The sequence below is a fragment of the Longispora albida DSM 44784 genome (assembly GCF_000379825.1).
Taxonomy (GTDB): Bacteria; Actinomycetota; Actinomycetes; order Mycobacteriales; family Micromonosporaceae; genus Longispora; species Longispora albida.
Genome location: NZ_KB903825.1, coordinates 497,314 through 521,789, shown reverse-complemented (window position 1 = coordinate 521,789; position 24,476 = coordinate 497,314). Strand labels below are relative to the sequence as shown.

The 24,476-nt window shown below is 70.9% G+C and carries 23 protein-coding genes; 12 read left to right on the top strand and 11 right to left on the bottom strand.

Annotation, left to right across the window (positions count from 1 at the left end):
• The 3 genes from A3G1_RS0116185 to A3G1_RS0116175 are packed head-to-tail and all read left to right on the top strand — an operon-like array spanning window position 1 to window position 1,530.
• The gene (locus A3G1_RS0116185; RefSeq protein ID WP_018350518.1) at window positions 1–618 is read left to right on the top strand and encodes a pyridoxamine 5'-phosphate oxidase family protein; all 618 of its coding nucleotides are present in this window, start codon (window positions 1–3) and stop codon (window positions 616–618) included.
• Between the two features lie 19 nt (window positions 619–637).
• Window positions 638–856 carry a hypothetical protein gene (locus A3G1_RS0116180; protein WP_018350517.1) on the top strand — a complete coding sequence of 73 codons (219 nt, stop codon included), beginning with the start codon at window positions 638–640 and terminating at the stop codon, window positions 854–856.
• A gap of 11 nt (window positions 857–867) precedes the next feature.
• The gene (locus tag A3G1_RS0116175; RefSeq protein WP_018350516.1) at window positions 868–1,530 is read left to right on the top strand and encodes a hypothetical protein; all 663 of its coding nucleotides are present in this window, start codon (window positions 868–870) and stop codon (window positions 1,528–1,530) included.
• A 10-nt stretch (window positions 1,531–1,540) separates the two neighbouring features.
• Here A3G1_RS0116175 and A3G1_RS0116170 read toward each other — a convergent pair whose 3' ends face one another.
• The 6 genes from A3G1_RS0116170 to A3G1_RS0116145 all read right to left on the bottom strand — a co-directional run bounded on the left by A3G1_RS0116170 (window position 1,541) and on the right by A3G1_RS0116145 (window position 8,391).
• Window positions 1,541–2,794, bottom strand: coding sequence for an urea ABC transporter substrate-binding protein (locus A3G1_RS0116170; protein ID WP_018350515.1), 1,254 nt, complete (start codon window positions 2,792–2,794; stop codon window positions 1,541–1,543).
• Entirely contained in the window at window positions 2,791–3,699 is a 909-nt protein-coding gene (locus A3G1_RS0116165; protein ID WP_018350514.1) for a bestrophin-like domain, read from the bottom strand. The genes A3G1_RS0116170 and A3G1_RS0116165 overlap by 4 nt, the downstream gene beginning before the upstream one ends.
• Window positions 3,700–3,726: 27 nt before the next feature.
• Window positions 3,727–4,389: a hypothetical protein gene (locus A3G1_RS0116160; RefSeq protein WP_018350513.1), complete on the bottom strand. Its 663-nt coding sequence runs from the start codon at window positions 4,387–4,389 to the stop codon at window positions 3,727–3,729.
• A 76-nt stretch (window positions 4,390–4,465) separates the two neighbouring features.
• Window positions 4,466–5,491: a family 2 encapsulin nanocompartment cargo protein polyprenyl transferase gene (locus A3G1_RS0116155; RefSeq protein WP_018350512.1), complete on the bottom strand. Its 1,026-nt coding sequence runs from the start codon at window positions 5,489–5,491 to the stop codon at window positions 4,466–4,468.
• Window positions 5,491–6,882, bottom strand: a complete 1,392-nt coding sequence (locus tag A3G1_RS0116150; protein WP_018350511.1) for a family 2B encapsulin nanocompartment shell protein — start codon at window positions 6,880–6,882, stop codon at window positions 5,491–5,493. Before A3G1_RS0116150 ends, A3G1_RS0116155 begins: the two co-directional genes overlap by 1 nt.
• A gap of 111 nt (window positions 6,883–6,993) precedes the next feature.
• A complete protein-coding gene (locus tag A3G1_RS0116145) occupies window positions 6,994–8,391 on the bottom strand; it encodes a family 2B encapsulin nanocompartment shell protein (protein ID WP_018350510.1) in 1,398 nt (465 codons plus the stop codon).
• A gap of 231 nt (window positions 8,392–8,622) precedes the next feature.
• On the opposite strand from A3G1_RS0116145, the gene argS reads away from it, so the two are divergent.
• Window positions 8,623–10,326, top strand: coding sequence for an arginine--tRNA ligase (argS, locus tag A3G1_RS0116140; protein WP_018350509.1), 1,704 nt, complete (start codon window positions 8,623–8,625; stop codon window positions 10,324–10,326).
• 9 nt (window positions 10,327–10,335) lie between these two features.
• On the opposite strand, the gene A3G1_RS0116135 is transcribed toward argS, so the two are convergent.
• Together A3G1_RS0116135 and A3G1_RS38645 are read right to left on the bottom strand one after the other, a co-directional pair.
• A complete protein-coding gene (locus A3G1_RS0116135; protein WP_018350508.1) occupies window positions 10,336–10,878 on the bottom strand; it encodes a hypothetical protein in 543 nt (180 codons plus the stop codon).
• A gap of 99 nt (window positions 10,879–10,977) precedes the next feature.
• Entirely contained in the window at window positions 10,978–11,700 is a 723-nt protein-coding gene (locus tag A3G1_RS38645) for a helix-turn-helix domain-containing protein (RefSeq protein ID WP_026212186.1), read from the bottom strand.
• Window positions 11,701–11,823: 123 nt separating this feature from the next.
• Here A3G1_RS38645 and A3G1_RS38640 point away from each other — a divergent pair, with 123 nt between their 5' ends.
• The 7 genes from A3G1_RS38640 (at window position 11,824) to A3G1_RS0116095 (ending at window position 19,249) form a co-directional block, all read left to right on the top strand.
• Window positions 11,824–13,176: a CHAP domain-containing protein gene (locus A3G1_RS38640; RefSeq protein ID WP_169437584.1), complete on the top strand. Its 1,353-nt coding sequence runs from the start codon at window positions 11,824–11,826 to the stop codon at window positions 13,174–13,176.
• A gap of 173 nt (window positions 13,177–13,349) precedes the next feature.
• Window positions 13,350–14,471: an ROK family transcriptional regulator gene (locus A3G1_RS0116120; RefSeq protein ID WP_018350506.1), complete on the top strand. Its 1,122-nt coding sequence runs from the start codon at window positions 13,350–13,352 to the stop codon at window positions 14,469–14,471.
• A gap of 230 nt (window positions 14,472–14,701) precedes the next feature.
• On the top strand, window positions 14,702–15,688 hold the full coding sequence (locus tag A3G1_RS35205; RefSeq protein ID WP_018350505.1) for an ABC transporter substrate-binding protein: 987 nt from the start codon (window positions 14,702–14,704) through the stop codon (window positions 15,686–15,688).
• 6 nt (window positions 15,689–15,694) lie between these two features.
• Window positions 15,695–16,639, top strand: a complete 945-nt coding sequence (locus A3G1_RS0116110) for a TauD/TfdA dioxygenase family protein (protein ID WP_018350504.1) — start codon at window positions 15,695–15,697, stop codon at window positions 16,637–16,639.
• Window positions 16,639–17,469, top strand: a complete 831-nt coding sequence (locus tag A3G1_RS0116105; protein ID WP_018350503.1) for an ABC transporter permease — start codon at window positions 16,639–16,641, stop codon at window positions 17,467–17,469. The genes A3G1_RS0116110 and A3G1_RS0116105 overlap by 1 nt, the downstream gene beginning before the upstream one ends.
• Window positions 17,469–18,185 (top strand): ATP-binding cassette domain-containing protein, encoded by a 717-nt coding sequence (locus tag A3G1_RS0116100; protein ID WP_018350502.1) that lies wholly within the window; start codon window positions 17,469–17,471, stop codon window positions 18,183–18,185. Before A3G1_RS0116105 ends, A3G1_RS0116100 begins: the two co-directional genes overlap by 1 nt.
• The gene (locus A3G1_RS0116095) at window positions 18,182–19,249 is read left to right on the top strand and encodes an aldo/keto reductase (protein ID WP_018350501.1); all 1,068 of its coding nucleotides are present in this window, start codon (window positions 18,182–18,184) and stop codon (window positions 19,247–19,249) included. The genes A3G1_RS0116100 and A3G1_RS0116095 overlap by 4 nt, the downstream gene beginning before the upstream one ends.
• On the opposite strand, the gene A3G1_RS0116090 is transcribed toward A3G1_RS0116095, so the two are convergent.
• The gene (locus A3G1_RS0116090; RefSeq protein ID WP_018350500.1) at window positions 19,246–20,190 is read right to left on the bottom strand and encodes a TetR/AcrR family transcriptional regulator C-terminal domain-containing protein; all 945 of its coding nucleotides are present in this window, start codon (window positions 20,188–20,190) and stop codon (window positions 19,246–19,248) included. The two genes, A3G1_RS0116095 and A3G1_RS0116090, sit on opposite strands and share 4 nt — an antisense overlap.
• Before the next feature lie 175 nt (window positions 20,191–20,365).
• On the opposite strand from A3G1_RS0116090, the gene A3G1_RS0116085 reads away from it, so the two are divergent.
• On the top strand, window positions 20,366–21,478 hold the full coding sequence (locus tag A3G1_RS0116085; RefSeq protein ID WP_018350499.1) for an FAD-dependent monooxygenase: 1,113 nt from the start codon (window positions 20,366–20,368) through the stop codon (window positions 21,476–21,478).
• 23 nt (window positions 21,479–21,501) lie between these two features.
• Here the strand turns inward: A3G1_RS0116085 and A3G1_RS0116080 are convergent, their stop codons facing one another.
• Together A3G1_RS0116080 and A3G1_RS0116070 are read right to left on the bottom strand one after the other, a co-directional pair.
• The gene (locus A3G1_RS0116080) at window positions 21,502–22,734 is read right to left on the bottom strand and encodes an MFS transporter (protein WP_018350498.1); all 1,233 of its coding nucleotides are present in this window, start codon (window positions 22,732–22,734) and stop codon (window positions 21,502–21,504) included.
• A 533-nt stretch (window positions 22,735–23,267) separates the two neighbouring features.
• Window positions 23,268–24,407, bottom strand: coding sequence for a CapA family protein (locus A3G1_RS0116070; RefSeq protein WP_211216320.1), 1,140 nt, complete (start codon window positions 24,405–24,407; stop codon window positions 23,268–23,270).
• Window positions 24,408–24,476 lie beyond the last annotated feature (69 nt).

Genomic DNA, 24,476 nt, shown 5'->3' with positions numbered 1-24,476 from the left:
ATGGAGTATGTGTCGAGCGAGGCCGAGTTACGAGCCATCGTCGGTGAGCCGGGCGCCCGTGCCGCGGCCAAGGACCGTCCCGCCCTCCTGGACGTCGACCGGGAGTGGCTGGCGGCGTCGCCCTTCTGCCTGATCGCCACGTCCGGGCCGGACGGGAGCTGCGACGTCTCCCCGAAGGGCGACCCGCCGGGCTTCACCCTCGTCCTCGACGACCGCACCATCGCCATCCCCGACCGGCCGGGCAACGGCCGCGTCGACGGCTTCCGCAACATCCTGGCCAACCCGCACGTCGGCCTCCTGTACATGATCCCGGGGCGCGGGGACACCCTGCGGATCAACGGCCGGGCCAGGCTGGTCAGCGACGCGCCGTTCTTCGACCGGATGGTCGTGAAGGGTCACCGGCCCCGGCTCGCGATCGTCGTCGAGATCGAGCAGATCTTCCACCACTGCGCCAAGGCCTTCCTCCGTTCCGAGCTGTGGCAGCCGGAGTCGTGGCAGCCGAAGGCCGTCCGCTCGCACGCCCAGATCGTGAAGAGCGTGCAGCAGGTCGAGGCCACGCTGGAAGAGCTGGAGCAGTACTACGGGCCGTCCTACCTGGAACGGCTCTACCGCACGTAGGCGCAGCGGAAGGAGCCGCGTGGTGCTGCCAGTCACCGGTACCCGGCGGATTGGCTGGGCAGCGCTGCCCAGCGGCGTCCGGGCCCGGATCGAGGGACGGCTCGGGAGTCCCGTCGTGCACGCCGGAAGCCAGCCCGGTGGGTTCTCCGCCGGGCTGGCGGCCTTCCACCGCCGGGAGATCGCCACCCTCCCTCCGCTGGTGGCTGTCCCGGCAGTGAGTGTCGTACCGGGCCGGTAGTCTCGCCTGCCATGACGACGAGCACGGCTGACAGCAGCGACCTGGCTTTCGCCGAGCGGGTCGTGGAACTGGTCAGCGCTGATCCGGGCAGGCCCGTCCTTGGCTACTACCCGGCTTTCGGGCCGTGGGTGTCCGGCGAGCCCCGCCCAGCCGGGCCCGAGGTGCCCGAGACATTCCCCAGTGGACGGCCGGTGCCGCCGAGCCTGGCCCGCTGGCTCGCCTTCGACACGTCCATGCTGGAGCGGTCGGGCTGGTTCGACGGGGAGGGTTCCTTCGCCGTCCGGCCGCTCGGCGAGCTGGCGATGGACGAGTTCGGCCCCGGCTGGGGCACCATGTACCGGGCGCTGTCGCCGGTGTTCCCCGAGTGCCTGCTGCTGCCCGGCGGTTCGGACTCCCGCCGGGTCATGATCGTGACGGAGCCCGACGAGCACGGCGAGTACCCGATCTGTGCCCTCGACATCGACGACCTGCCGTGCGTCGAGCTGATGTACCCGGGGTTCGGCGTCTACCTCGCCGACACTGCTGGGCTGCTGGGCGAGCCGGTCCGGCCCGGGTACTCGTGGCTGGCGGCGGACCTGCGGTTCCGGCTCCGGATGCTGGCCTGCGGGCGGCGGCTGTTCGGCGGGCCGCTCGCGCTGACCTGGCCGGAGTCCCCCTTCGAGGACACGTTGTGAGTGACGGGCGTCAGGCCGGGCGTGCCCAGCCGTTCCCCCAGCCCGCGTACATCGAGGCGAGCATCTCGTCCCACTGCTGCCTGGTCCGGTAGACGGCATAGGGTACCGGGTGGATCGGCGCCTCGGAGGTCCACACGATGCTGAGCTGCCCGTCGGGGCGGATCTGGCCGATCCGGGCCTTCTTCCAGGTGTGCAGGTTGACCTCGTCGACGTACACCGTGCCGCTCGGTGCCCTGAACCGCTGGCCGCGCAGCGCCTCCCGCACCAGCCGGGTGTCCAGCGACTCGGCCGACCGGACCGCCTGCGCCCACAGGTGCACGCCGAAGTACGCGGCCTCCATCGGGTCGCCGATCACGCGGTCCGCGCCGAAGCGTGCCTGGAAGTCGCGGACGAACCGCTGGTTCTCGGCGCTGGGCACGCTCTGGAAGTAGTTCAGGCCGACGTAGTCGCCAGCCATCTGGCGCGGGTCCAGCGAGGGCAGCTCGATCTCGTTGATCACCACCGACACCGTGGGGATCACCTTGGGCGTGATCCCGGCCGAGCGCAGGGCGCGGAAGAAGGGGATGTTGGTGTCGCCGACGACGGTACTGACGATCACCTCGGGCCTGGTCCGCAGGATCTCCTTGATCACCGGCTCGACGCGGGTCTCGCCGAGCAGCAGGTACTCCTCCCCGCAGATCTTCGCCCCGAGCTGGCCGAGCTGGTCGCGGATGACGGCGTTGGTGGCGTGCGGGAAGACGTAGTCCGACCCGGCGAGGAAGAAGGACTTGCCGCGGTTGTCGAAGAACCAGCGCATCGCCGGCGTGATGAACTGGTTCGGGCACGCTCCCGTGTAGAGGATGTTGGGCGACAGCTCCAGGCCCTCGTAAAAAGTCGGGTAGACCAGCAGCGTGTCGTGCCTCTCCACGATGGGTACCACGGTCCGCCTGCTCGCGGACGTGTAGCAGCCGAAGACCACCGCGACCTTGTCCACGGTGATCAGCCGCTCGATCGCGGCGGCGAAGGCCGGCCAGTCCGACCTGCCGTCGACCACGATCGGGTCCAGCCTGCGGCCGAGCAGCCCGCCTGCGGCGTTGACCTCGTCGATCGCCATCAGGGTCGCGTCGTTGATCGGGGCCTCGGAGATCGCCACGCTGCCGGTCAGGGAGTGCAGGACGCCCACCTTGACCGGGCCGGCTCCCGGCCGTTCCCCGCAGCCGGCCAGCGCAGCAGCTGCGAGGCCGCCGGCCGCGCCCAGCAGCGCGCGCCTGCTGAGCCCCGTCACCGTTCCAGCTCCGCCATGTTGTCCTGCACGAAGACGAACGCCGCTGGTTCCACCGACATCCGGTCGTCGAAGGGCGCGTCGAGGGCCGCGACGAGGAAGACCGCGAACGCCAGCATCCCGGACAGGATCCAGATCACCATCCGGGTGTACCAGCCGTGCTGCACCCCGAAGGCGTACGCCAGCACCATCGTCACCACGGCGCCGAGATACACGAGCAGCCACATCAGCGGCGGGATGCGGTTGCCGGTGGCCTGGAGCCGGAGCCGGCGGTTGTCGCTGATCTCGTTCAGCCGGGACAGGGACTCGGCGTACAGCGGGGTGGTCCGGTCGGCAGGTGCCAGGTCCGTGTACACGTTCCACAGCTCGACCAGCGCCGCGTCTGCCCTGGCGCTCGACCGGCGCTCGGCCATCGCGTCCCACTCCTCGTCGATGACCAGCCGCAGGTACGTCCGCGCTGCCTCCTGGACCTGACGGCGGACCGGCACGGCGTAGCCCCGTGACATGCGTTCGAGCCCGGCGATGGCGTTGGATTCCCTGGCGACGGTGGTCTCCGCGTCCGACACCGACTGCCACACGACCACGACGACGAAACCGACGACGATCGCGTACACCGTGCCGACGATGGCGAGTGCGCCGCCGACCAGGTTCCCCAGGGCCTCGCAGCGCTCGGCGGGGAAGACCCGTGCGGCCACCGGGATCATCGCGTCGGCGAGTACGACGCCACCGCCGACCATCAGCGCCGCCACCAGCCAGACGGACACAGTGGACTCCTTGAGCAGCCACTGGGCGGCCGCGACTGAGCCCAGGCCTGCCAGGCCCTCAAGCATCCACCAGCGACGCGGCCGCCCGGAGCCTGCTGGCTGCCGAGCCCGCCGCCGGGCGACCATCCGGATGAACCCGATCACCGGCCGATCATGGCATATCGGATATTTCTACCCAGTCGGGGTGCTGGGCTCGTGTTCCGCGCGGGTCCCCTCGATCCATGCCAGCACCCCGTGCGCCCCGCACTCAGTCGCGATCACTGTCGCCTCCGCCAGGTACGCGCGGGCCTCCTCGGGGCGGCCGTCGCGATAGGCCAGGTCGCCGAGGGCGAGGACGGCGGCGGCGAGGCCCGCCGGGAAGTCCAGCTTCCGGCGCAGGGCTGCGGACTCCTCCAGCAGCGCGCGGGCCGTGACCCGGTCGCCACCCATCCCGGCGGCGAAGCCGAGGTGCCGCACGGCGTAGGAGAGCGTCAGGTTGTCGCCCGTGGCTCTGGCGAGTTCCGCCGAGCGCTCGAAGTGGGGCTGGGCCGCGGCCCCGTCGCCCTTGACGACCTGGTGGTAGCACCCGAGCGCGAATTCGGCCTCCGCCAGGCCCCGGTCGTCGCCGAGCGCCGCGTACAGTTCCGCCGCGCGCTGTGCGGCGGGCAGCTGGCCGGGCTGCTCGGCCCGGTCCCGGAGGAATGCCGCGTGGAGCACGCGGGCGCGGGCCACGGACAGGTCGGCTTCAAGGCTGTCGAGGTGCTCGTTCGCCGTGCCGGGCGCGGTGCCGTCCCCGCCGAAGACGGCAGCGTGGTACAGGCTGTCCGCCAGCTCCAGTCGTTGATCTTTGGTCATGCCCGCACAGTACAAGGAAAAAGAGAGCGCCCTGACCCCTCCACAGTGGAGAGATCGGGGCGCCCTCGGGCGGTCGTCAGTGATCCCGGTGGGTCGCCAGCTTCGCCAGCGAGATCAGCTCGGCGGCCGTTCCGCCCTCCGACGTTGCCGGGCCGATCTCGACGAGTGCCTCCGCGAGCAGCCGGTCGGCCTCCGCCTGGCTCCACAGCCGCCCGCCGGCCTCGTCGACCAGTTCGGCGGCCCGGCGCAGGTCCAGCGGGCCGGGCGCGGCGTACCGCTCGGCCAGCTCCAGGCCGGCCCCCGTACCGGAGTTGAGCGCCTTGACCACCGGCAGCGACTTCTTCCGGCTGGCCAGGTCGTTGTAGACCGGCTTGCCGGTCAGCTCCGGGTCGCCCCAGATGCCCAGCAGGTCGTCGACGTGCTGGAAGGCGAGGCCGAGCAGTTCGCCGAACCGCCGCATGCGCTGCACCTGCTCCGGCGGGGCGCCGCCGGTCAGCGCGCCGATCGCGCACGCGCAGCCCAGCAGCGCACCCGTCTTCGCCAGGGCCATCTCGACGCACTGGGTGACGCTGACCTGATCCTGCCGTTCGAACGCGAGGTCGGCGGCCTGCCCGTCGAGGAGCTGGAGGACGGCCCCGCTGAGCATCCGCATGCTGTCGGGGGCAGCGCGGTGCCCGCTGGCCGCCAGCACGTCGAAGGCGAGGACCTGGAGCGCGTCCCCGGCGAGGATCGCGCCGGACCTGCCGAACACCGTCCACGCCGTCGGCCGGTGCCTGCGGGTCTCGTCGCCGTCCATCACGTCGTCGTGCAGCAGCGAGTAGTTGTGGATCAGCTCCACCGCCACGGAGGCCGGCACCGCCCGTTCCGGGCTGCCGCCGGCCGCGGTCGCAGCGAGCAGGACCAGGGCGGGCCGGATGGCCTTGCCGCCGTCACCACGCGCCGGGTTGCCGTGTGCGTCCAGCCAGCCGAAGTGGTACCCGGCGACGAGCGCCATCGACTCCGGCATCCCTCGCACCGCCGCCCGCAGCGCCGGATCGGTCAGCGACCGGCTCCAGGAGAGCAGCTCCCTGACCGGGCGGGCGGTCGCAGCTTTGGTGCTCATCAGTGACCCAGTTCCACGTGCTCGAGGATGCCGAGCGCGTCGGGGACGAGGACCGCGGCGGAGAAGTACGTGCTGACCAGGTACCCGATGATCGCCTGCTCGTTGATGCCCATGAAGCGCACCGACAGCCCCGGCTGGTACTCGTCCGGCAGCCCGGTCTGGTGCAGCCCGATCACGCCCTGGTCGTCCTCGCCGAGCCGCATCGCGAGGATGGAGCTGGTACCCGACTCGGTGATCGGGATCTTGTCGCAGGGCAGGAGCGGGACGCCGCGCCAGGTCATGGCCCGGGTGCCGGCCACCTCGGTCACGTCCGGGTACACGCTGCGCTTGGTGCACTCCCGGCCGAAGGCGGCGATGGCCTGGGGGTGGGCCAGGATCAGCCGGGTCTTGCGCCGGCGGGAGATCAGGTCGTCCATGTCGTCCGGGGTGGGCGGGCCGGAGTGGGTGTGGATGCGCTGCTTGAGGTCGGCGTTGTACAGCAGCCCGAAGTCGCGGTTGTTGATCAGCTCGTGTTCCTGGCGTTCCCTGAGCGCCTCGATCGTGAGCCGCAGCTGCTGCTCGGTCTGGTTCATCGGGTTGTTGTAGAGGTCGGCGACCCGGGAGTGGACCCGGAGGATGGTCTGCGCGACCTGCAGCTCGTACTCGCGCGGCGCCAGCTCGTAGTCCACGAACGTGCCGGGCAACTCCGGCTCGCCCGTGTGACCGGCGGCCATCGCGATCTCGGCCTCGCCGTGCTTGTTCTGCGGCTTGCCCGCCAGCGAGGCCACGTCGTCGAGGTGCGCGGCCAGCTCCGGCGAACGGTCACGCAGGCTGGCCAGCGCCGGGGCACTCAGCACGAGCACGGTCACCGGCGTGACGGCCCGGGCGCTGAACGCCCACTGTCCATCCTGGCCGGTCAGCAGCTCCTCACCGAAGTGGTCGCCGTCGGAGACGACACCCAGCGAGGTGGTCTCGCCGTACTCGCTCACGCCGGACTTGGCCACCTTGCCGTGCGCGAGCAGCACGACCTGGTCGCGGGGCGCGCCGGCCGTGAAGATCGGCTCACCGGCCTCGACCTCGCGCTGCTCGAACCGGCGGGCCAGCTCGCCCAGCACCTCGTCGTCCGGGAAGGCGCGCAGGGCTGGCAGCTCGCGCAGCTCCTGCGGCACGACCTGCACCCGGGCGCCGGTACTGGTGAAGGACAGCCGGCCGTCGCCGACCGTGTACGTGAGCCGGCGGTTGACCCGGTACGCCCCGCCCTTGGCCTCCACCCAGGGCAGCAGCTTGAGCAGCCAGCGCGGGGAGATGCCCTGCATCTGGGGTACGGACTTGGTCGTCGTCGCGAGATTGCGCGCTGCCTGGGTACCAAGGCTCGACGCGGCCGGCGGGCTCACGGATTCCGTGACGGTCACTGCCAACACCACCTAACTGGCTTCGGATATGTCTGAGTGCCCAACGAGCAGGCTGGCGAACAGGCCCGGGACAGGTGTCAGCCCCGGGCCTGGTGGTTCGGCGAGGTGTCCTCAGTGGCCGATCTCGACGTGCTCGAGGATGCCGAGGGCGTCGGGGACGAGGACGGCGGCCGAGAAGTACGTGCTGACGAGGTAGCTGATGATGGCCTGCTCGTTGATGCCCATGAAGCGCACGGACAGCCCCGGCTGGTACTCGTCGGGGATGCCGGTCTGGTGCAGGCCGATCACGCCCTGGTTGGCCTCGCCCGCCCGGACCAGCATGATCGAGCTGGTCTGGGTCTCGGTGATCGGGATCTTGCCGCACGGGTAGATCGGCACGCCCCGCCAGGCCGGCACCATCTGCCCGGCCGCGTCGGCGCTGGTCGGGTAGATCCCGCGCTTCGTGCACTCCCGGCCGAACGCCGCGATCACCCGGGGGTGCGCGAGGAAGAACGTCGGCTCCTTCCACACCGTGGCGAGCAGGTCGTCCATGTCGTCCGGGGTCGGCGGGCCGGTGCGCGTGTGGATGCGCTGCTTGAGGTCGGCGTTGTGGAGCAGGCCGAAGTCGCGGTTGTTGACGAGCTCGTGTTCCTGGCGTTCCCTCAGGGCCTCGATGGTCAGCCGGAGCTGCTGCTCGGTCTGGTTCATCGGGTTGTTGTAGAGGTCGGCGACCCGGGAGTGGACCTTGAGGATGGTCTGTGCGACCTGCAGCTCGTACTCGCGCGGGGACAGCTCGTAGTCCACGAACGTGCCGGGCAGCTCCGGCTCGCCGGTGTGGCCGGCCGCCATGTTGATGGCTGCCTCGCCGTGCGCGTTCTGGTCGTGCCCGGCGCGGCCCTGGAGGTCGGCGATGTGGGCCTGGAGTTCCGGTGAGCGGTCCGCCAGCTCGGCGAAGGCCGACTGGGGGAGCACGAGCACGGTGCACGGGGTGACTGCCTTGACCGTGAACTCCCAGATGCTCTGGTCCTCCACGAGCGACTGCTCGCCGAAGTAGTCGCCGTTGGCCAGCACGCCGAGCACGGTCTGCGCGCCGAACTCGCCGACCCCCGTCTTGCTCACCTTGCCGTGCGCGAGCAGGAACACCTGGTCGGCCTGGTGTCCGAACTCGACGATCACGTCACCGGGCTCGAAGTGCTGCTGCTGGAACCGCCCGGCCAGCTCGGCCAGCACCTCCTCGTCGTCGAAACCGCGCAGGGCTGGCAGCTCGCGCAGCTCCTGTGGCACGACCCGGATGTCGCCGCCGGTGCTGGTGAAGGTCACCCGGCCGTCGCCGATCGCGTAGGTCAGGCGGCGGTTGACCCGGTAGACGCCGCCGGTGGCCTGGATCCACGGCAGGAGCTTGACCAGCCAGCGCGACGTGATGCTCTGCATCTGCGGCACGGACTTGGTGGTCGTCGCCAAGTTCCGCGCTGCGGCAGTCGCGAGGCTGGACTGCGCCTGGGCGTCGAGCCCGGGAGCAGATTCGGTCACAGACACAACCAACACCACCCATCAGAAAGGTGTACGACACGGTGCGGGAATCGGTGCGGGGAATGGGGGAACGGGATTCTGGAGGCCATGCGAAAGGGGGTACCCTTGCAGCGCAATCTTAGGAAACATCGGGCATGTCAGGCAAGGAAGGTCCGGTCAGTAAATAGACAGGTATTCCATGTTTGAGAAAAGCGAATGAGGGAAGGCGCGCCCGTCGTCTACAGTCCGCGGATGGAGAATCTGGAAGAGCTGCTCACCGAGCGGCTCGCGCACGCGATGGAAGCCGCTACCGGACACCCGGCGGATCCCGCGCTGCGACGGTCGGCGCACGCCGACTTCCAGGCTGACGGCGCGCTCGCACTGGCCAGGCAGCTCGGCCGGCCGCCGCGCGAGATCGCGGCGGCGATCCTCGCCCGCTCCACTCTGGACGATCTCGTCAGCTCCGCCGAGATCTCCGGCCCGGGCTTCGTCAACCTGACCATCAGGGACGACGTGCTCGCCGGGCGCGCCGGCCAGCTGGCTGCCGACCCGAGGCTGGGCGTGCCGGAGGTGGCCGATCCCGGGGTGATCGTCGTCGACTACTCCGGCCCGAACGTGGCCAAGGAGATGCACGTCGGCCACCTCCGCTCCACCGTGCTCGGTGACGCGGCGGCCAGGGTGCTCGGCTGGCTCGGTCATACCGTGATCCGGATCAATCATCTGGGCGACTGGGGCACGCCGTTCGGCATGCTCATCGAGCACATGATGGAGATTGGCGAGGCTGAGGCGTCGCACACGCTGTCCGCCGGCGATTTGAGTGCGTTCTATCAGGCGGCCAGGGCGGCATTCGACAGTGATCCGGATTTCGCTGCCCGCTCACGCGCGCGTGTCGTGGCGCTCCAAAATGGAGATCCGCAAACTTTGCGGCTGTGGGCTCAGCTCGGCGCCGAATCACGGAAATACTTCATGACTGTGTACCGGCAACTCGGAGTTCTTCTCGCCGACGCCGACTTCCAGGGCGAGAGCCGCTACAACGGTGACCTTGCCGGAGTGGTGTCCGCGCTGGACGGGCTCGGCCTGCTCACGGAGAGCGATGGCGCGCTGTGTGCCTTCCCGGCCGGGTTCGCTGGGCGGGACGGCGAGCCGCTGCCGCTGATCGTCCGCAAGAGCGACGGCGGCTTCGGGTACCCGGCGACGGACCTGGCGGCTCTGCGGTCCAGGGTGGACGGCCTCGGGGCCGGCCGGCTGCTGTACTTCGTCGGCGCGCCGCAGCGCCAGCACTTCGAGATGGTGTTCCAGGTGGCCCGGGAGGCCGGCTGGCTGGGCGGGGCCTCGCCGGAGCACATCGCCTTCGGTTCCGTCCTCGGTACCGACGGGAAGATGCTGAAGACCAGGGCCGGCGGCACGGTGAAGCTGACCGAGCTGCTGACGGAGGCGGTGACCAGGGCCGAGGCCGCGATCGGCGGGCGCGGGGTGCCGGACCCGGCTGCTGTGGCCCGCGCGGTCGGCATCGGCGCGGTCAAGTACGCCGACCTGTCGACCGACCGGATCAAGGACTACGTGTTCGACTGGGACCGGATGCTGTCCTTCGACGGGAACACCGCGCCGTACCTCCAGTACGCCAACGCGCGGATCCAGTCGATCCTGCGGACGGCCGGCGGGGCGCCGGAGAACGGCACTGTGGTGCTGACCAATCCCGCCGAGCGCGCGCTGGCCCTGGAACTGACCGGCTTCGGTGCTGTGGTGACCCGGGCGGGGGAGACGCTGGAGTTCCACGGGCTCGCCACGTACCTGTTCGGCCTGGCGTCCTTGTTCAGCAAGTTCTACGAGACGTCCACAGTGCTGGTGGAGGACCGGGCGGTGCGGGGCAGCCGGCTCACGCTCTGTGCCGCGACCGCCCGGACCCTGATCACCGGCCTCGGCCTGCTCGGCATCGAGGCCCCGGAACGCATGTGAGCTGGGAGGTCAGCAGCGGGCCACGCTGCTGGCCGTCCACGACCACACGCCCGGAGAGGTCTGCTCCTCGCTGTGCCAGAAGCGGTAGGTGTAGCTGGCCGGGAAGAACACGCCGGTCACGCTGGCCCGTGATCCGGCGTACCGGTGGGTGATGATCTTCCCGCCCGCCACCTCCGAATACTCTCCCGGCGCGGTGCACGGTGCCTGCCCGCTGGCCGCGACCGGGGTGAGCGTGTAGACGGTCGAGCCGAAGACCCCGCACGTCGCGTAGGACACCGACTCGAACCGGTTGTACGAGCCGCCGGAGTTGAAGTAGACGATCTCGGTCAGCCAGTACCGCCGGGTCACGCCGAACACGCCGCTGCCGTTGCTCCGCTGGCCGATCACCCAGTTCGTGCGGGGGTTGCCGGTCGGCGGGTTGGTGCTGTGGCTGCCATACGTGCACCGCCAGTCCTGCGCGGCCACTGGGGCCGCCGCCTGCACGGGTGAGGCAGAGGCGAGGGCTGCGCCGAGTGTGACGGCCGCCGCGAGGATGCTGATCGTGCGCTTCATCGCGCACCTCCATTCAGGAGTTCCCCAGGTACCACCAATGGGTCGGCCGGAACGCTAATCGAAAGACGTGGATGTGGCTGTCGGGTATCGGCACTCCGGTCAGCTGATGCTCAGCGCCTGGGTCGTGCCACTGCCGACCAGCACCCCGTCCATGTACACGGCGGCCTCGGCCCGGACCGGCCGCTCTCCTGCCAGCAGCAGATCACTCCACATGTAGTCGTGGGCGTACTCGGCGCGGAACAGGGTGTGCGTTTCGCCCAGGCCGGTCCGGCGCGCGCCCAGCTCGATCTCGACGAAGGCCCTGGCTGCCAGGTGGTCCAGGCTGGAGGTCCCCTCGAACCTGGCCCACACCGCCTGCCCCCACGGCGACAGCCGGAGCTGGATCTGGCCGACGACCCGGCCCTCGGAGATGCCGACCCGCTGGGCGCACACCGTCACCGCGTCCTCGGAGCAGCCTGCCCGGTCGGGGTCGGCCCCGTCGGCGAGCGCCTGCGGTGGCCAGGCCGGCCTGGCCGGTGTCTTGCGTTCGACGATCACGTCCGGGACCCTGGCCAGCCGGGCCTGGGCCGTCGCGCGTTCCCAGTGGCCCGTCCACTCGGCCGGGTCTCCGCCGCAGGCCGTCACATAGGCGAGCGCCAGCTGGAGTGATGGCATCTTCTGCCCGCTGGCCGCCTGCGACAGCGCCGTCCGGGAGAAGTGGGTCCGCCGTTCCAGCTCTCGCAGGCTCGGATCTCCAGACTGCCTGCGAAGCTCGCGGAGGGCCTCGGCGAACCGTGCCGTGGCGTCGTTCTTCCACTGCGGAGATCTGCTGCCGTGTTCCATCGGCCCCCCCGTCGGATGTGCTGGAGATCGTCATTCTCCAGTCGCGGATCACAGGTGGCAACCCGGTGTCCGCTAACCCGTTTCCACTGCCCAGGAGCGCACTGGCCATCGAAGCTTGCAGGCATGACAAGACGAGTTCTCTCCACAGTGGTCATTGCTCTTCTGCTGCTGGCGGGCGGCCTGGCCTCCCCTGCTGCCGCGGCCACCGGCCAGCAGGTCGCCGACCTGGCCGTGGCCAACCTCAACCGCGGGTACTGCCAGGCCAACAGCCTCGGCGGCGTGGGGTACGGCCTGAGCTGCCAGCACCCGGTCGCCTGGTGCGCCGACTTCGCCAAGTGGGTCTGGCAGAACTCCGGGCTCCAGGTCGGCGGCCTCGACTCCGGAGCCTCCAGCTTCTTCCGCTACGGGCGGGACCGGGGCACCTGGCACACCACGGGGCCGAAGGCCGGTGACGCCGTCGTGTTCGGCCAGAGCGCCGACGGCTCGTGGGCACAGCACGTCGGCCTGGTCACCGCCGTGTACGGCAACGGCCGGATCCAGATCATCAACGGCAACTACGGCGACGGCAGCAGCAACCCCTCCCTGGTCAGGTACTCCGAAGGCGAAGGCAGGGCCGGCGCGTCGGTCAACGGCCAGGTGATCAGCGGGTTCACCACGCCGGTCGGGCTCACCGACGCCCGCCGGATCGGCGTCGTCGACGACAACGGCGTCGCCATCGTCAAGGAAGGCGCGATCAACGCCGGCTGGGGAGGCGCGCAGCACACCGGCGTGGTGTCGGTCAGCCTGGCCGGCAACCGGATCGGCGTGCTGCTCGCCGACGGCCGGGCGCTCGTCAAGGAGGGTGGCCTCAGTGCTGGATGGGCGGAGATGTACACAGACGTCACTGTGCTGCGGCTCAGCGCCTGGGGTAACCGGATCGGGGTCGTGAACCGCGACGGCGTGGCACGGGTCAAGGAAGGCGGCCTGAGCGCAGCCTGGTCCGTCATGGACTCCAACGTCTCTGACCTGCAGATGACAGGCGACCGGATCGCCGTGCTGCACCGTGACAACACCGTCTGGGTCAAGCAGGGCGGGCTGGGTGCCGGCTGGGACACCGGGATGGCTGCGGACGTCAGGCAGGTGGTCGTGACGGGCTGGCGGATCGGCGTCCTGCGGACCGACAACACGGTGTGGGTGAAGGAAGGCGCGCTGAACGCCGCCTGGGACCAGGGCGTCGACAGTAACGTACGGCAGCTCGCGATGTCCGGTGACCGGATCGGTGTCGTCCACCCCGACAACACCGTCTGGGTCAAGCAGGGTGCGATCAATGCCGGCTGGGACAAGGGCATGGCTGCGGACGTCAGCGACCTGGTACTCGAGGGTGACCGGATCGGCATCCGGCGGACCGACGGCTACCTCTGGGTGAAGGAAGGCGCGCTGAACGCCGCCTGGGAAGCGGGCGTCGCCTCGGGCGTCCGGCAGGCGGCCCTGACGTAGGAGACGCGCGGCGGCGGACCCTTGCCTGAGAGGGTCCGCCGTTCCTGGATATCCGCGTCACTTCTGTTGACCGGTGATCCGGGGCCGTGCCAGAGTCGGGCGCATGACGGCCAGCGCGATCTGTACCCCGGGAAGTGCCAGCGACCTTGGACACCTCACCCGGGAGTACTGCCATGCGCCCCGCTTCGCCCGGCTCGACTGACACCCGCAGGGCCGACACGGCGGCGCACGTGCTGCGTACCGTGCTCGACCACGGCCCGCTGTCCCGCACGACGATCGCCCGGCTGACCGGCCTGAGTCCCGCCGCGATCACCCGGCACTACACAGACCTCGCGGCCCGTGGCCTGCTCCGGGAGGCCAGCCACGCGCCGGTCGCCCCGTCCGGGGCCGGGCGGCCGCACGTGCCCGTCGACCTCGGTACCGGGCAGGTCGCCTGCGGCGTGCACATCGCCGTACCGGGTGTCACGCTCGCCCTGGCCGACCTGCGGGGCCGGATCATCGCCCAGGAGCACCACCCGCACGCCGACCGCGACCCGGCAGCCGTGTTCGCCGCGATCCGCGAGCGGCTGCCGGCCTTCACCGCCGGGCACCGCGTACTCGGGACCGGGCTCGTCACCGGCGGCTGGGTCGACCCGGGCCGGGGCGTGATCGTCGAGCACCCCGTCCTCGGCTGGCGCGACGTACCCGCCGCCGAACTGCTACCGGGTGCCACTGTGGACGGCCACGCCCGCGCGCTCGCGCTGGCCGAGCAGATGTTCGGCGCGGAACGTGGCCGGCGCAGTCTCGTGCACCTCTTCGTCGGCAACGTGGCCGACGCGGCCTTCCTCACCGGCGGGCAGCCGCACCACGGCCCCGGTTCCGCAGCCGGTACGGTGGCTCACCTGCCGCTTGGCGTACCGGGCGTGGCCTGCCCGTGCGGCCGGGCCGGCTGCTTCCAGGCCTCGGTCGAGGAGGGCGCGCTGCTCGCCCGGTCCGGCGACCGCGACTTCCCGGCCCTGCTGGCGAGGGCCAGGGCTGGCGAGCAGGACGCCGTCGCGCTGTTCCGTGAGCGGGCGGCACTGGTCGGCCGGGCCGCCGGGATGCTGCTCGACCTGATCAACCCGGAACTGCTCGTCGTCACCGAACCCGGCGCGATGTACCTGCCGGACTGCCTGGCGATCATCCGTGCCGAGGCCTCCCGGTACGCGCGCAGCCCGGCGCTCGTGATCCCGAGCAGCTTCCCCGGCCAGGTGCTCGGGATGGCGGCTGTGACGGCCGCGCTGGACGCCGTGTACCGCAGGCCGCTGGCTGGTTAGCCCCGTTCCCGGTACCGGATTATTTTCTTTTTGCATTATGTTGTGCGGTCCCGGGCAGGCGGACAGGATGGTCACATGACGATCTGGACCGGGACTTGTGAGGGCGCGCTGGCCGCCCCGTCGTCCTGTTGCCGCGTCTGTCCCGCGGCCTGATCCGCGGTCCTTCTTCTCGTTTTTCCTGGCGCCGCAGAGCGCCGCCTTTCCCTGTGTGTCCTCTGTGGAGGTTCGTTGTGCGTGCCCGCCTGCTGGCTGCGATTCTTCTCGTGTTACCCGCCCTGGCGGCGTGCTCTGCCGATCCGAGCGCCGGCCAGGTGACCCTGCGGATCGGTGACCAGGGCCGCAGCACCGAGCTGCCGCTGCGGTTGTCCGGCCAGCTGGACGGCCTGCCGTACAAGGTGGAGTTCAGCCAGTTCGCGAGCGGGCCGCTCGTCAACCAGGCCATCCAGGCCGGCGCTGTCGACTTCGGCACGATGGGCGACACCCCGGCGATGTTCGCCCAGGCCAGCGGCCTGCCGGTCTCGGTGGTGTCCGTGACCAGGACCGACGGGCCCGGCTACACGCTCGTCGCGCGGCCCGGCAGCGGGATCACCTCGGTCGCCGGCCTGCGCGGCAGGAAGATCGCCTTCTCGAAGAACACGGCCAACCACGGCTTCCTGCTCCGCGTGCTCGACCAGCAGGGCCTGACGCAGAAGGACATCACCCCGGTCGACGTGCCGTTGCAGAACGTCGGCAACGTCCTGGAGTCCGGCACGGTCGACGCGGCCACCGTCAGCGAGGAGACCCGGGTCAAGTACCTGAAGGAACATCCCGGTGCCGTCGAGCTGGTCAACGGGAAGACCGTCACTCCCGGGTACGGCTTCCGGCTGGCCAGCAAGGCGGCCCTCAAGGACCCGGCCAGGCGGGCCGCGCTCAAGGACCTCACTGCCAGGCTGGTCCGGGCCAACGCCTGGGTGAAGGCCAACACCGAGCAGTGGATCGACGCCTACTACGTGAAGGAACGCAAGCAGGACCCGGCGACCGGGCGGCTCGTCTACGCCGGATCCGGCAGTAGCACCTTCATCCCGATCGACGCGGCCGTGGCGGAAGCCCAGCAGCGCCAGGCCGACCTGTTCACCAGGAACGGCCAGCTCCCCGCCAAGGTCGACATCGCACCGCAGTTCGACCAGGCGGTCATCTCCGAGTTCAACGCGGCAGTCGCCGCAGCCCAGAAAGGCTGACCCAGCATGAGCATCATCGTCAGGCCCGTCGCCGGCCACATCGGCGCCGACATCTCCAACGTGGACATCTCGCAGCCGCTCAGCACGGACACCGTGCAGGACATCAGGGACGCGCTGCACACGTACAAGGTGATCTTCTTCCGGGGGCAGCAGCTCGACCACGCCAGCCAGATCGCGTTCGGCCGGCAGTTCGGCGAGCTGACCTACGCCCACCCGCACGACGACACCCCGCCGGAGGACTTCCCGGAGATCTACACCGTGGACCCGAAGCGGTACGAGAAGAAGTACGGCGCAGAGTTCGGCGTCGCGAGCCGCCGGCGCCGGTACAGCTACTACACCGGCTGGCACACCGACGTGACGGCGGCCGTGAACCCGCCGGCCGGCTCCATCCTCCGCGCCGAGGTCGTGCCGGACATCGGCGGCGACACGCAGTGGACGAACCTGGTGGCGGCGTACGAGGGGCTGTCGGAGCCGGTGAAGGCGTTCGTGGACACGCTGCGGGCCGAGCACCGGTACGGCGGGGGATACCAGATCACCGCGGGCTCGAAGTACTCGAAGGTCGTGGAGGACAACCTGCTCGTCGCCATCCACCCCGTCGTGCGCGTGCACCCGGTGACCGGAGAGAAGGGCCTGTTCGTCAACCCGGGCTTCACCAGCCACATCGTGGGCGTGTCGGCTCGCGAGTCCAAGGCGGTCCTCGACCTGCTGTACGCGGAGCTGACCCGGCCCGAGTACACGGTCAGGCTGCGCTGGGCGAAGGGCACCGTGGCCTTCTGGGACAACCGGGCGACCGCGCACCTGGCCCCCAGCGACATCGAGCACCTGGAGGTCCAGCGGACCCTGCACCGGGTCACCCTGACCGGCGAACGGCCGGTCGGCCCGGACGGCCAGGAGTCGGAGCTGGTCGCGGGCAAGGAGTTCACGGCCAAGCACACAGTACTGGTGGACTGATGGCCCTCACCCAGGCCACCGGAGCCGCCGCGCCGCCCCTTGTGGACGCCTCGGCGATCCACAGGCCACGCACGCTGCTCGTCAAGCTGCCCCGCCCGGTTCGCCGGGCGGGCGGCCCCCTCCTTCTCCTGCTGCTGTGGCAGCTCCTCGGCGACGGCCGGATCCTCGCCCCGCCGAGCGCGGTGCTCGCGGCCGGCTGGGAGCTGGCGGAGACCGGCGAGCTGGGCGTGCACCTGCTGGCCTCGCTGACCCGCGTCGCGCAGGGCCTGGCGCTGGGCATCGCGGCCGGCGTGCTGTTCGCCGTCCTGGCCGGGCTGTTCCGCTCCGGCGAGGACCTGCTGGACTCCAGCCTCCAGATCCTGCGGGCCCTGCCGACCCTGGGCCTGCTCCCGCTGGTGATCATCTGGTTCGGGGTCGGTGAGCTGCCGAAGGTCGCGCTGGTCGCCTACGGCACGATGTTCCCGGTCTACATCAACACCTACGCCGCGATCCGCGGCGTGGACGCCAAGCACGTCGAGTCCGGCCAGACCTTCGGGCTCGGCCGGGCCGGGCTGATCAGGCACGTGATCCTGCCGGGCGCGGTGCCCGGCTTCCTCGTCGGGCTGCGCTTCGCCCTGACCAGCAGCTGGCTCATCATGATCATCGCGGAGCAGCTGAACGCGACCAGCGGGATCGGCTACCTGATGAACCAGGCCCAGAGCTGGTACCGCACGGACATCATCGTCCTCGGCCTGCTGATCTACGGCGTCCTCGGCCTCGGGGCCGACGTGCTGGTCCGCTTCCTCGAACGCCGCCTGCTGACGTGGCGGCACGGATTCGGCGGCGCGTGATGGGCGCCGTCGTCGCCGAGAACGTCCGGCGCTCCTTCGACGGCCGCGAGGTCCTGGCCGGCATCGACCTCACGATCGGGCCGGGCGAGTTCGTCGCGCTCCTCGGCCGCAGCGGCTCGGGCAAGAGCACCCTGCTGCGGGCGATGGCCGGGCTCGACTCCGGGTACACGGGGCGGCTGCGGGTCCCCGGCAAGCGCTCGGTCGTGTTCCAGGAGCACCGGCTGCTGCCGTGGAAACGGGTACTGGACAACGTGACCCTCGGCCTGCGCAACGCCACGGCACAGGGCAGGGCCGCCCTCGGCGAGGTCGGCCTGGCCCAGCACGAGCGAGCCTGGCCGGTGACACTGTCCGGAGGGGAGGCCCAGCGGGTCGCGCTGGCCAGGGCTCTGGTCCGCGAACCGGATCTGCTGCTGCTCGACGAGCCCTTCGGCGCGCTCGACGCCCTCACCCGGATCAGGATGCACGCGCTGCTCCAGGAACTGTGCGGCAAACACGAACCAGCGGTCTTCCTCGTCACGCACGACGTGGACGAGGCGATCCTGCTCGCCAGCCGGGTACTGGTGCTGTCAGCGAACGGCCGCCTCGCCCTCGACCTGCCGGTGGACCTGCCCGCCGGCCGGGACCGCGGCACACCGGGCTTCGCGGCCCTCCGGGCCCGGCTGCTCACGGAACTCGGCGTGAGCGAGGAACCCGCAGGCGTGAGCGTGGCCCGATGAGCGGCCCGCGGACCGGATATGGTCGCTGGGCAGGCAGCAACCCGGCAGTCCAGCAGATCGGAGAGCGTGACGTGCGACCCTTCGGCCGTACCGGCGTCCAGGTCAGCCCGCTGACCCTCGGCGTCATGAACTTCAATCTCGCGAACGAGGCGGAGGGCGTCCGGGTCATCCACCGGGCGCTCGACGCCGGCATCACCGTGATCGACACCGCCGACGTGTACTCACGCGGGGAGTCCGAGCAGGTCGTCGCCAAGGCCCTCACCGGAGGGAAGCGGGCCGACGTGTTCCTCGCGACCAAGGTCCACGGCCACATGAGCGACAACCCGAACCACCGGGGCAACTCGCGCCGGTGGATCACCCGGGCGATCGAGGACAGCCTCCGCCGGCTGGGGACGGACCATGTGGACCTGTACCAGATCCACCGGCCCGACCCGCACACCGACATCGACGAGACGCTCGGCGCGCTGACCGACCTGGTCCGGCAGGGCAAGATCCGGTACTTCGGCACGTCGACGTTCTCCGGAGCCGAGCTGGTCGAGGCCCAGTGGGCAGCGGAGAAGCGCGGCAGGGAACGCCCGGCCTCCGAGCAGCCGCCGTACTCGATCCTCGCCCGGGGCATCGAACGCGAGGTGCTGCCGGTCGCCCAGCGCTACGACCTGGCGGTGCTGCCGTGGAGCCCGCTGGCCGGCGGCTGGCTGTCGGGGAACTTCGGCCAGTCGCACCGGGCGGCGACCTCGCGCTTCCCGGCCAGGTACGACGCCTCGCTGCCGGCCAACGCGCCGAAGGCTGTGGCGGTCGCGGCCCTGGAGGAACTGGCGAAGGACGCCGGGCTGAGCCTGATCCAGCTGGCACTCGGCTTCGTCCTGGCCCACCCGGCCGTCACCTCGGCCATCATCGGCCCCCGGACGCTGGAGCAGCTGGAGGGCCAGCTGGACACCGTGGAACTGTCCGGCGACGTCCTCGACCGGATCGACGAGATCGTCCCGCCGGGCGTCACGCTGAACAAGGCCGACGCCGGCTACGAGCCACCGTCGATCGCGGAGGCTGCCCTGCGCCGGCGCTAGCCCTGGCTGAACCGGATCGACAGCCCGTCGAGCAGTGAGCGCAGCCCGAGCTCGAACAGGTCGTCCAGGGCCAGGTCGTAGTCCTGGGCGGCCAGCGCGCCGAGCATCCGGCCGAACGCCGGGTACCTGCCGCCGCCGGTGATCGCGCCGAGCGCGGGGAGCTGGCTGTCCATCCACTCGTCCTCGGAGAGCCCCGAGGTGCCGAGGGCCTGCTCCTCGCGTTCGAGGTGGATCGCGATGCCCTGGACGTAGCTGAACAGCAGCACGTGGACGTCGCACAGCTCGGCGGGCCCGAGGCCGGCCTCCTCCAGCGCGCTGATGATCCATTCGGCGTGCGCGGCGAGGCTGGGCAGCGGGAGCGGGCGGGTGATCGGGCTGAGGTGGGCCAGCCACGGGTGGCGCCGGTACAGCGACCAGAGCGTGCGCGCGCCCAGCTCGGCCCTGGCCCGCCAGCCGGCCGGTGCCCGGGCCGGGTAGCCGCGCTCGCCGAACGCCGCGTCGGCCATCAGCATGACCAGCTCGTCCTTGCCCGCCACGTACCGGTACGGCGTCATGGCCGCCACGCCCAGCCGGGCAGCGACGCCGCGCATCGTGAGCACCGGCAGGCCCTCCTCGTCGGCCAGCTCGATGGCGGCCCGCACGACCCGCTCGCGCGTGAGCTCGTACTGGGCGGACGGCGAGGTCCGGGCGGCCACAGCGGACGGTGCCCGGTTGGGGCTCGGTGCTGGTGCCGCGACGACCATCCCGGAGCGCGGCTCGGCGCGGATCAGCCCTTCCTGGGCCAGTGCGGCGAGGGCCCTGGCCGCCGTGGCCGTCGCGACGCCCCACTCGGCGGCCACCTTGCGGACCGAGGGCACCCTGGCACCCGGCACGAGCCCGGCCTCGGTGATCCGGCGGCGCAGCTCGGCGGCGATGACCAGGTACTGCGGCTGCGACGGCATGTCCTCCCTCTCTCCTGTGCTAGTACAGTCCGGCCACACTGTACTAGGTCAGTCTGGGCACGCTCGCGCTTCTCCTGACACGGTTGACACCGTAAGCGGCAGGGGAGCGCAACGCATACGGCGTATACCGCGAGCCGCGTACAACCAAGATTTTTCCACTGTGGAGGGTTGTGTCATGCGGAACGTCCTGATCTCTGGTGCTGGCGTCGCTGGTTCGGCCCTGGCCTACTGGCTGCGGCGGAACGGCTTCTCGGTGACCGTCGTCGAGCGCGCGCCGCAGCTGCGCAGCGGCGGGCAGGCCGTCGACATCCGGGGCGCGGCCCTCGACGTGATCGACCAGATGGGCCTCGGTGAGCAGGCCCGCGCCGCCCGGACCCGGATGCGGGGCATGACCATGCTGGACGGTCAGGGCAACGAGCTGTTCCGCTCCGAGGAGCACACGCTCAGCGCCGGCAGGCTCGACAGCGAGGACATCGAGCTGCTTCGCGAGGACCTCGGCGCCATGCTGTTCGAGAAGGCCACGGACGCGCACGCCGAGTACGTCTTCGGCGACTCGATCACCGCGCTCCGCCAGGAGGAGCACGGGGTGGTCGCCCAGTTCGAACACGGCGGGTTCCGGACGTTCGACCTGGTGATCGGCGCGGACGGGATGCACTCGGCCGTGCGGCGGCTGGCCTTCGGGCCGGAGGCGCAGTTCGTCAGCCACCTCGGCAAGTACCTGGCGATCTTCCCTGCGCCGAACTTCCTCGGGCTCGACAACTGGCAGGTGTGGTTCCAGGACTTCGCGACGGAGACCGGTGGCGGCATCTACCCGGTGCGCGAGAACAGCGAACTCCGCGTCACCCTCGGCTTCGGTTCCGAGCCGATCGAGTACGACTACCGCGACACCGCGTGGCAGAAGCAGGCGGTGCGGGACCGGCTCGGCGGCCTCGGCTGGGAGGCCCCCAAGCTGCTGGAGCTGATGGCCGGGGCGCCGGACTTCTACTTCGACGCGATGGCGCAGGTGAAGATGGACACCTGGTCGCAGGGCCGGGTGACACTGGTCGGCGACGCCGCCTACTGCGCGTCCCCGCTGTCCGGGCAGGGCACGAGCCTGGCGCTCGCCGGTGCGTACGTCCTCGCGGCCGAACTGGGCCGGGCGGGCGCCACCCACGAGGAGGCCCTCGCGGCCTACGAGGAGCGGATGCGGCCCTTCGTCGCGCTCAACCAGGCCCTCGCCACCGAGAACCCGGCCGGCCCGGCCTCGGAGGAGTCGGTCGAGCGCGCCAAGAACGCGATCGAGCTGTAGACGAAGGCTCCGCCCGGCCCCGCTCACGAGGTCAGGCCCGCTCCGGCGGGGGCCGGCCGCGATTCCCGGATCAGCAGGGCGAGGCCGGCGGAGGCCAGGACCAGGATCGCGGCGAGGTCCAGGGTCGGCACGATGCCCACGGCCCCGCTGAGACCGGCGCCTGCCAGCGCGCCGATCAGGGTCGCGGCTGCCTGCATGGTGAAGTAGGCCGCCGACACCCGGCCGAGGAGGGCGTCGGCCGTCCGGCGCTGGATGAACGTGTCCATCGAGACCAGGGCGCATACGCCCGGCGGCCCGATCAACGCGAAGAACACCAGCGCCGGTACGAGGCTCCGGGCGTGGAAAGCCAGCAAGAACACCACGCCCAGCGACCCGAACGCTCCGGCCAGCAGCGGCCGGATCCCGAACCGCTCGGTGACGTACCGGCTCAGCGGAGCCCCCGCGACGTACCCGGCGCCGAGCGCGCCGAGGAGCAGCCCGAGGGTCCGGGCGTCGGCGTGCAGGGCCTCGCTGGTGAACGGGACCAGCAGCGCCGTGAGCATCGCGTTGCCCAGGAAGAACAACCCGGCGGCGGCGAACAGCGCGCGGAACCCCGGCGTCCCGGCGACGTGCGCCCAGCCCTGCCCGGCCTCGCGGGCGAACCGGCGCAGCGCGCCCCGCTCCCGGGGCGCAGGGACCGCCGCCGGCTGCCGGTACCGGATCAGGGCCAGCAGCGCGGCCGAGGCGAGGTAGGTGGACAGGTCCATGGCGACGAGCGGCCCGAAGCCGACGAGGACGTACAGCACCCCGCCGGCCGGGGCCGCGACGAGCCGGATGACGCCGGAGACGAAGGCACTCGCCGAGTTCGCGGAGGTCAGCTCCGGCCCCCGGCCGACCAGGGCCGGGAGGAGGGCCTGGCGGGCCGGGCGGAAGAACTGGGCGAGGGAGTTCTCTGCGATCAGGACCGCGTACAGCAGCGGGAGCCAGTCGGCGCTGGTCACCAGGAACAGCGCGGCCATCGTCCCAGCGCACAGCAGGTCGGTGGCGATCATGACGTGCCGGTGGTCCCACCGGTCGGCGAAGACCCCGGCGACCGGGCCCAGGACCAGCGCAGGGACCGTCTCGGCGATCAGGGTCAGGCCGACGGCCATCGGGGAGTGGGTGAGGCTCCAGACGTGGGAGACGATCGCGATCATCAGCAGCCAGTCGCCGACCGCCGAGAGGAAGTGCCCGCCGAGCAGGAGCCGGAAATCCCGGATCCGCAGTGACTCCATCATGGACTTGATCCCCGTTCGAGTTAGCACTCTCGAGGTGAGAGTGCTAACCGGGGATCCTGCCATCCAGCCTCCTGGAGCGAAACCCCCTGCCCTTTCCCGCCCGGCGATCTCCAGCCCTCGATGTCCCAGTTCAGGTCAGGACTTCACCATCTGGGGGTCCGGAACCACGATCGGGCCGGCAGCATCGGCCAGTGGCCGGCGGCGATGTCGAACCGCTGCCATTCCGGCGGATGTCCGCGCAGGCGATCGTCACCGGGATCAGCTGGCCTGCGGGGTCGCCGGGGCGGAGGACGCGAACGTAGACGATGTGAGAGAGCCGGTGTCTGGGCGTGGCCTCAGCCGGATCCCTTGTCGCGCGTGCGGACGAACCGGTTGGCGACAGGTCCCGCCAGCACGCCAGCGCACAGGATCGCGACGATCACGAAACTCATGAGACCCCCGGCGGTATCGCGCCCAGTCAGCTACGAACCGTAGTCGCGCCCGGCGCGCGCCACCCGCCGACGCGCAGGACCAGCCCCGGCACGAGCGCCAGCTCAGAGGATGATCAGGCCCTGCTGCCCGGCGCCCCGGGAGTTCAGGTAGCCGGAGATCCGCGTGTGCGCGGCCTGGTAGCTGGCCCGGCTCGCTGCCGGGGTCGCCGGGTCGGCCAGGGCGGCTGGCAGGTTCACCAGCCGCAGCTTGGGTGTGATGTCCATCCAGATCGGCAGTGCCTCGGCCTTGCTCAGGGTCCACTGGCCGGGTGCGGTCTCGGTGAAGGTGAAGCGGGGCATCACGCCCTCGCGGTTGTCGTTGATCGGCTCCGAGTGCCGGGCGATCTGGTTGCCCATCCCGTAGGCCACCCACTTCCCGCCGATCTTCTCGAAGGGCTGCACCACATGCGCGTGGTCGCCGAGAATCACGTCGATGTCCGGTGAGGCCAGCAGCTGCCTGGCCTGGGTCTGCTGTTCTGGCGTGGTCTTGTGGTCGTACTCGACGCCCCAGTGCATGCTCAGCACCACGATGTCGGCACCGGCTTTCCTCGCGCGGGCCGCGGCGGCCAGGATCGCCGGGATGCTGGTCTGGTTGGCCAGCCAGTCCTGCCCGGCGGGTTTGGTGCGGCCGTTGAAGCCGAACGTGTAGGCGAGCTGGGCGATCCTCACCCCCTGCCTGGTGGTGATGATGAGCGGAGTGCTCGCCTCCTCGGCGCTGCGGGCGGTACCGGTGTGCCGCAGGCCCGCGGCGTCCAGGTGGTCCAGGGTGCGCTTCACTCCCTCGTACCCCTGGTCGAGGCTGTGGTTGTTGGCGTTGGTGCAGGAGTCGTAGCCGATCTTCTTGAGGGTGGTGAGCACCTGCGGTGGAGCATTGAAGTCCGGGTACCCGGCGAAGGGGCCCTCCGCCTTCGCCAGTGGCGTCTCCAGCTCACAGGTGGCCAGGTCGGCCGCAGCCACGAAGTCGGCGATGCTCGCGTAGATCGGGCCGAAGTCGTAGCCGGTCCCGCCGGCGGCCTTGGCGTCCGCTGCGGCCTGCTCCCACAGGGGCGGGTGGATCAGCACGTCGCCGGAGCCGACGATCGTCACGGTCCGCGGCCCCGCCGGGGTACCCGAAGCTGGAGCCGAACCGGCAGGGGAGGCGGGCTGCCGGAATTCAGGCCCAGCGGCCGTGCAGCCAGACAGGAGCACGAGCAGAGCAGACACGAAACGTAGCCGACTGAACACCCGGCAAGGCTACAGGCGGCCCCGGAGTCCTGCGGGCCCCGTCCGGGC

Excerpts from the sequence above, each read along its gene's own strand:
- A3G1_RS0116185 (WP_018350518.1), top strand. The coding sequence starts at position 1 with ATGGAGTATGTGTCGAGCGAGGCCGAGTTACGAGCCATCGTCGGTGAG.
- A3G1_RS0116175 (WP_018350516.1), top strand. The coding sequence starts at position 868 with ATGACGACGAGCACGGCTGACAGCAGCGACCTGGCTTTCGCCGAGCGG.
- A3G1_RS0116160 (WP_018350513.1), bottom strand. The coding sequence starts at position 4,389 with ATGACCAAAGATCAACGACTGGAGCTGGCGGACAGCCTGTACCACGCT.
- A3G1_RS0116155 (WP_018350512.1), bottom strand. The coding sequence starts at position 5,491 with ATGAGCACCAAAGCTGCGACCGCCCGCCCGGTCAGGGAGCTGCTCTCC.
- argS (WP_018350509.1), top strand. The coding sequence starts at position 8,623 with ATGGAGAATCTGGAAGAGCTGCTCACCGAGCGGCTCGCGCACGCGATG.
- A3G1_RS0116135 (WP_018350508.1), bottom strand. The coding sequence starts at position 10,878 with ATGAAGCGCACGATCAGCATCCTCGCGGCGGCCGTCACACTCGGCGCA.
- A3G1_RS38645 (WP_026212186.1), bottom strand. The coding sequence starts at position 11,700 with ATGGAACACGGCAGCAGATCTCCGCAGTGGAAGAACGACGCCACGGCA.
- A3G1_RS38640 (WP_169437584.1), top strand. The coding sequence starts at position 11,824 with ATGACAAGACGAGTTCTCTCCACAGTGGTCATTGCTCTTCTGCTGCTG.
- A3G1_RS0116120 (WP_018350506.1), top strand. The coding sequence starts at position 13,350 with ATGCGCCCCGCTTCGCCCGGCTCGACTGACACCCGCAGGGCCGACACG.
- A3G1_RS0116110 (WP_018350504.1), top strand. The coding sequence starts at position 15,695 with ATGAGCATCATCGTCAGGCCCGTCGCCGGCCACATCGGCGCCGACATC.
- A3G1_RS0116105 (WP_018350503.1), top strand. The coding sequence starts at position 16,639 with ATGGCCCTCACCCAGGCCACCGGAGCCGCCGCGCCGCCCCTTGTGGAC.
- A3G1_RS0116100 (WP_018350502.1), top strand. The coding sequence starts at position 17,469 with ATGGGCGCCGTCGTCGCCGAGAACGTCCGGCGCTCCTTCGACGGCCGC.
- A3G1_RS0116095 (WP_018350501.1), top strand. The coding sequence starts at position 18,182 with ATGAGCGGCCCGCGGACCGGATATGGTCGCTGGGCAGGCAGCAACCCG.
- A3G1_RS0116090 (WP_018350500.1), bottom strand. The coding sequence starts at position 20,190 with ATGCCGTCGCAGCCGCAGTACCTGGTCATCGCCGCCGAGCTGCGCCGC.
- A3G1_RS0116085 (WP_018350499.1), top strand. The coding sequence starts at position 20,366 with ATGCGGAACGTCCTGATCTCTGGTGCTGGCGTCGCTGGTTCGGCCCTG.
- A3G1_RS0116080 (WP_018350498.1), bottom strand. The coding sequence starts at position 22,734 with ATGATGGAGTCACTGCGGATCCGGGATTTCCGGCTCCTGCTCGGCGGG.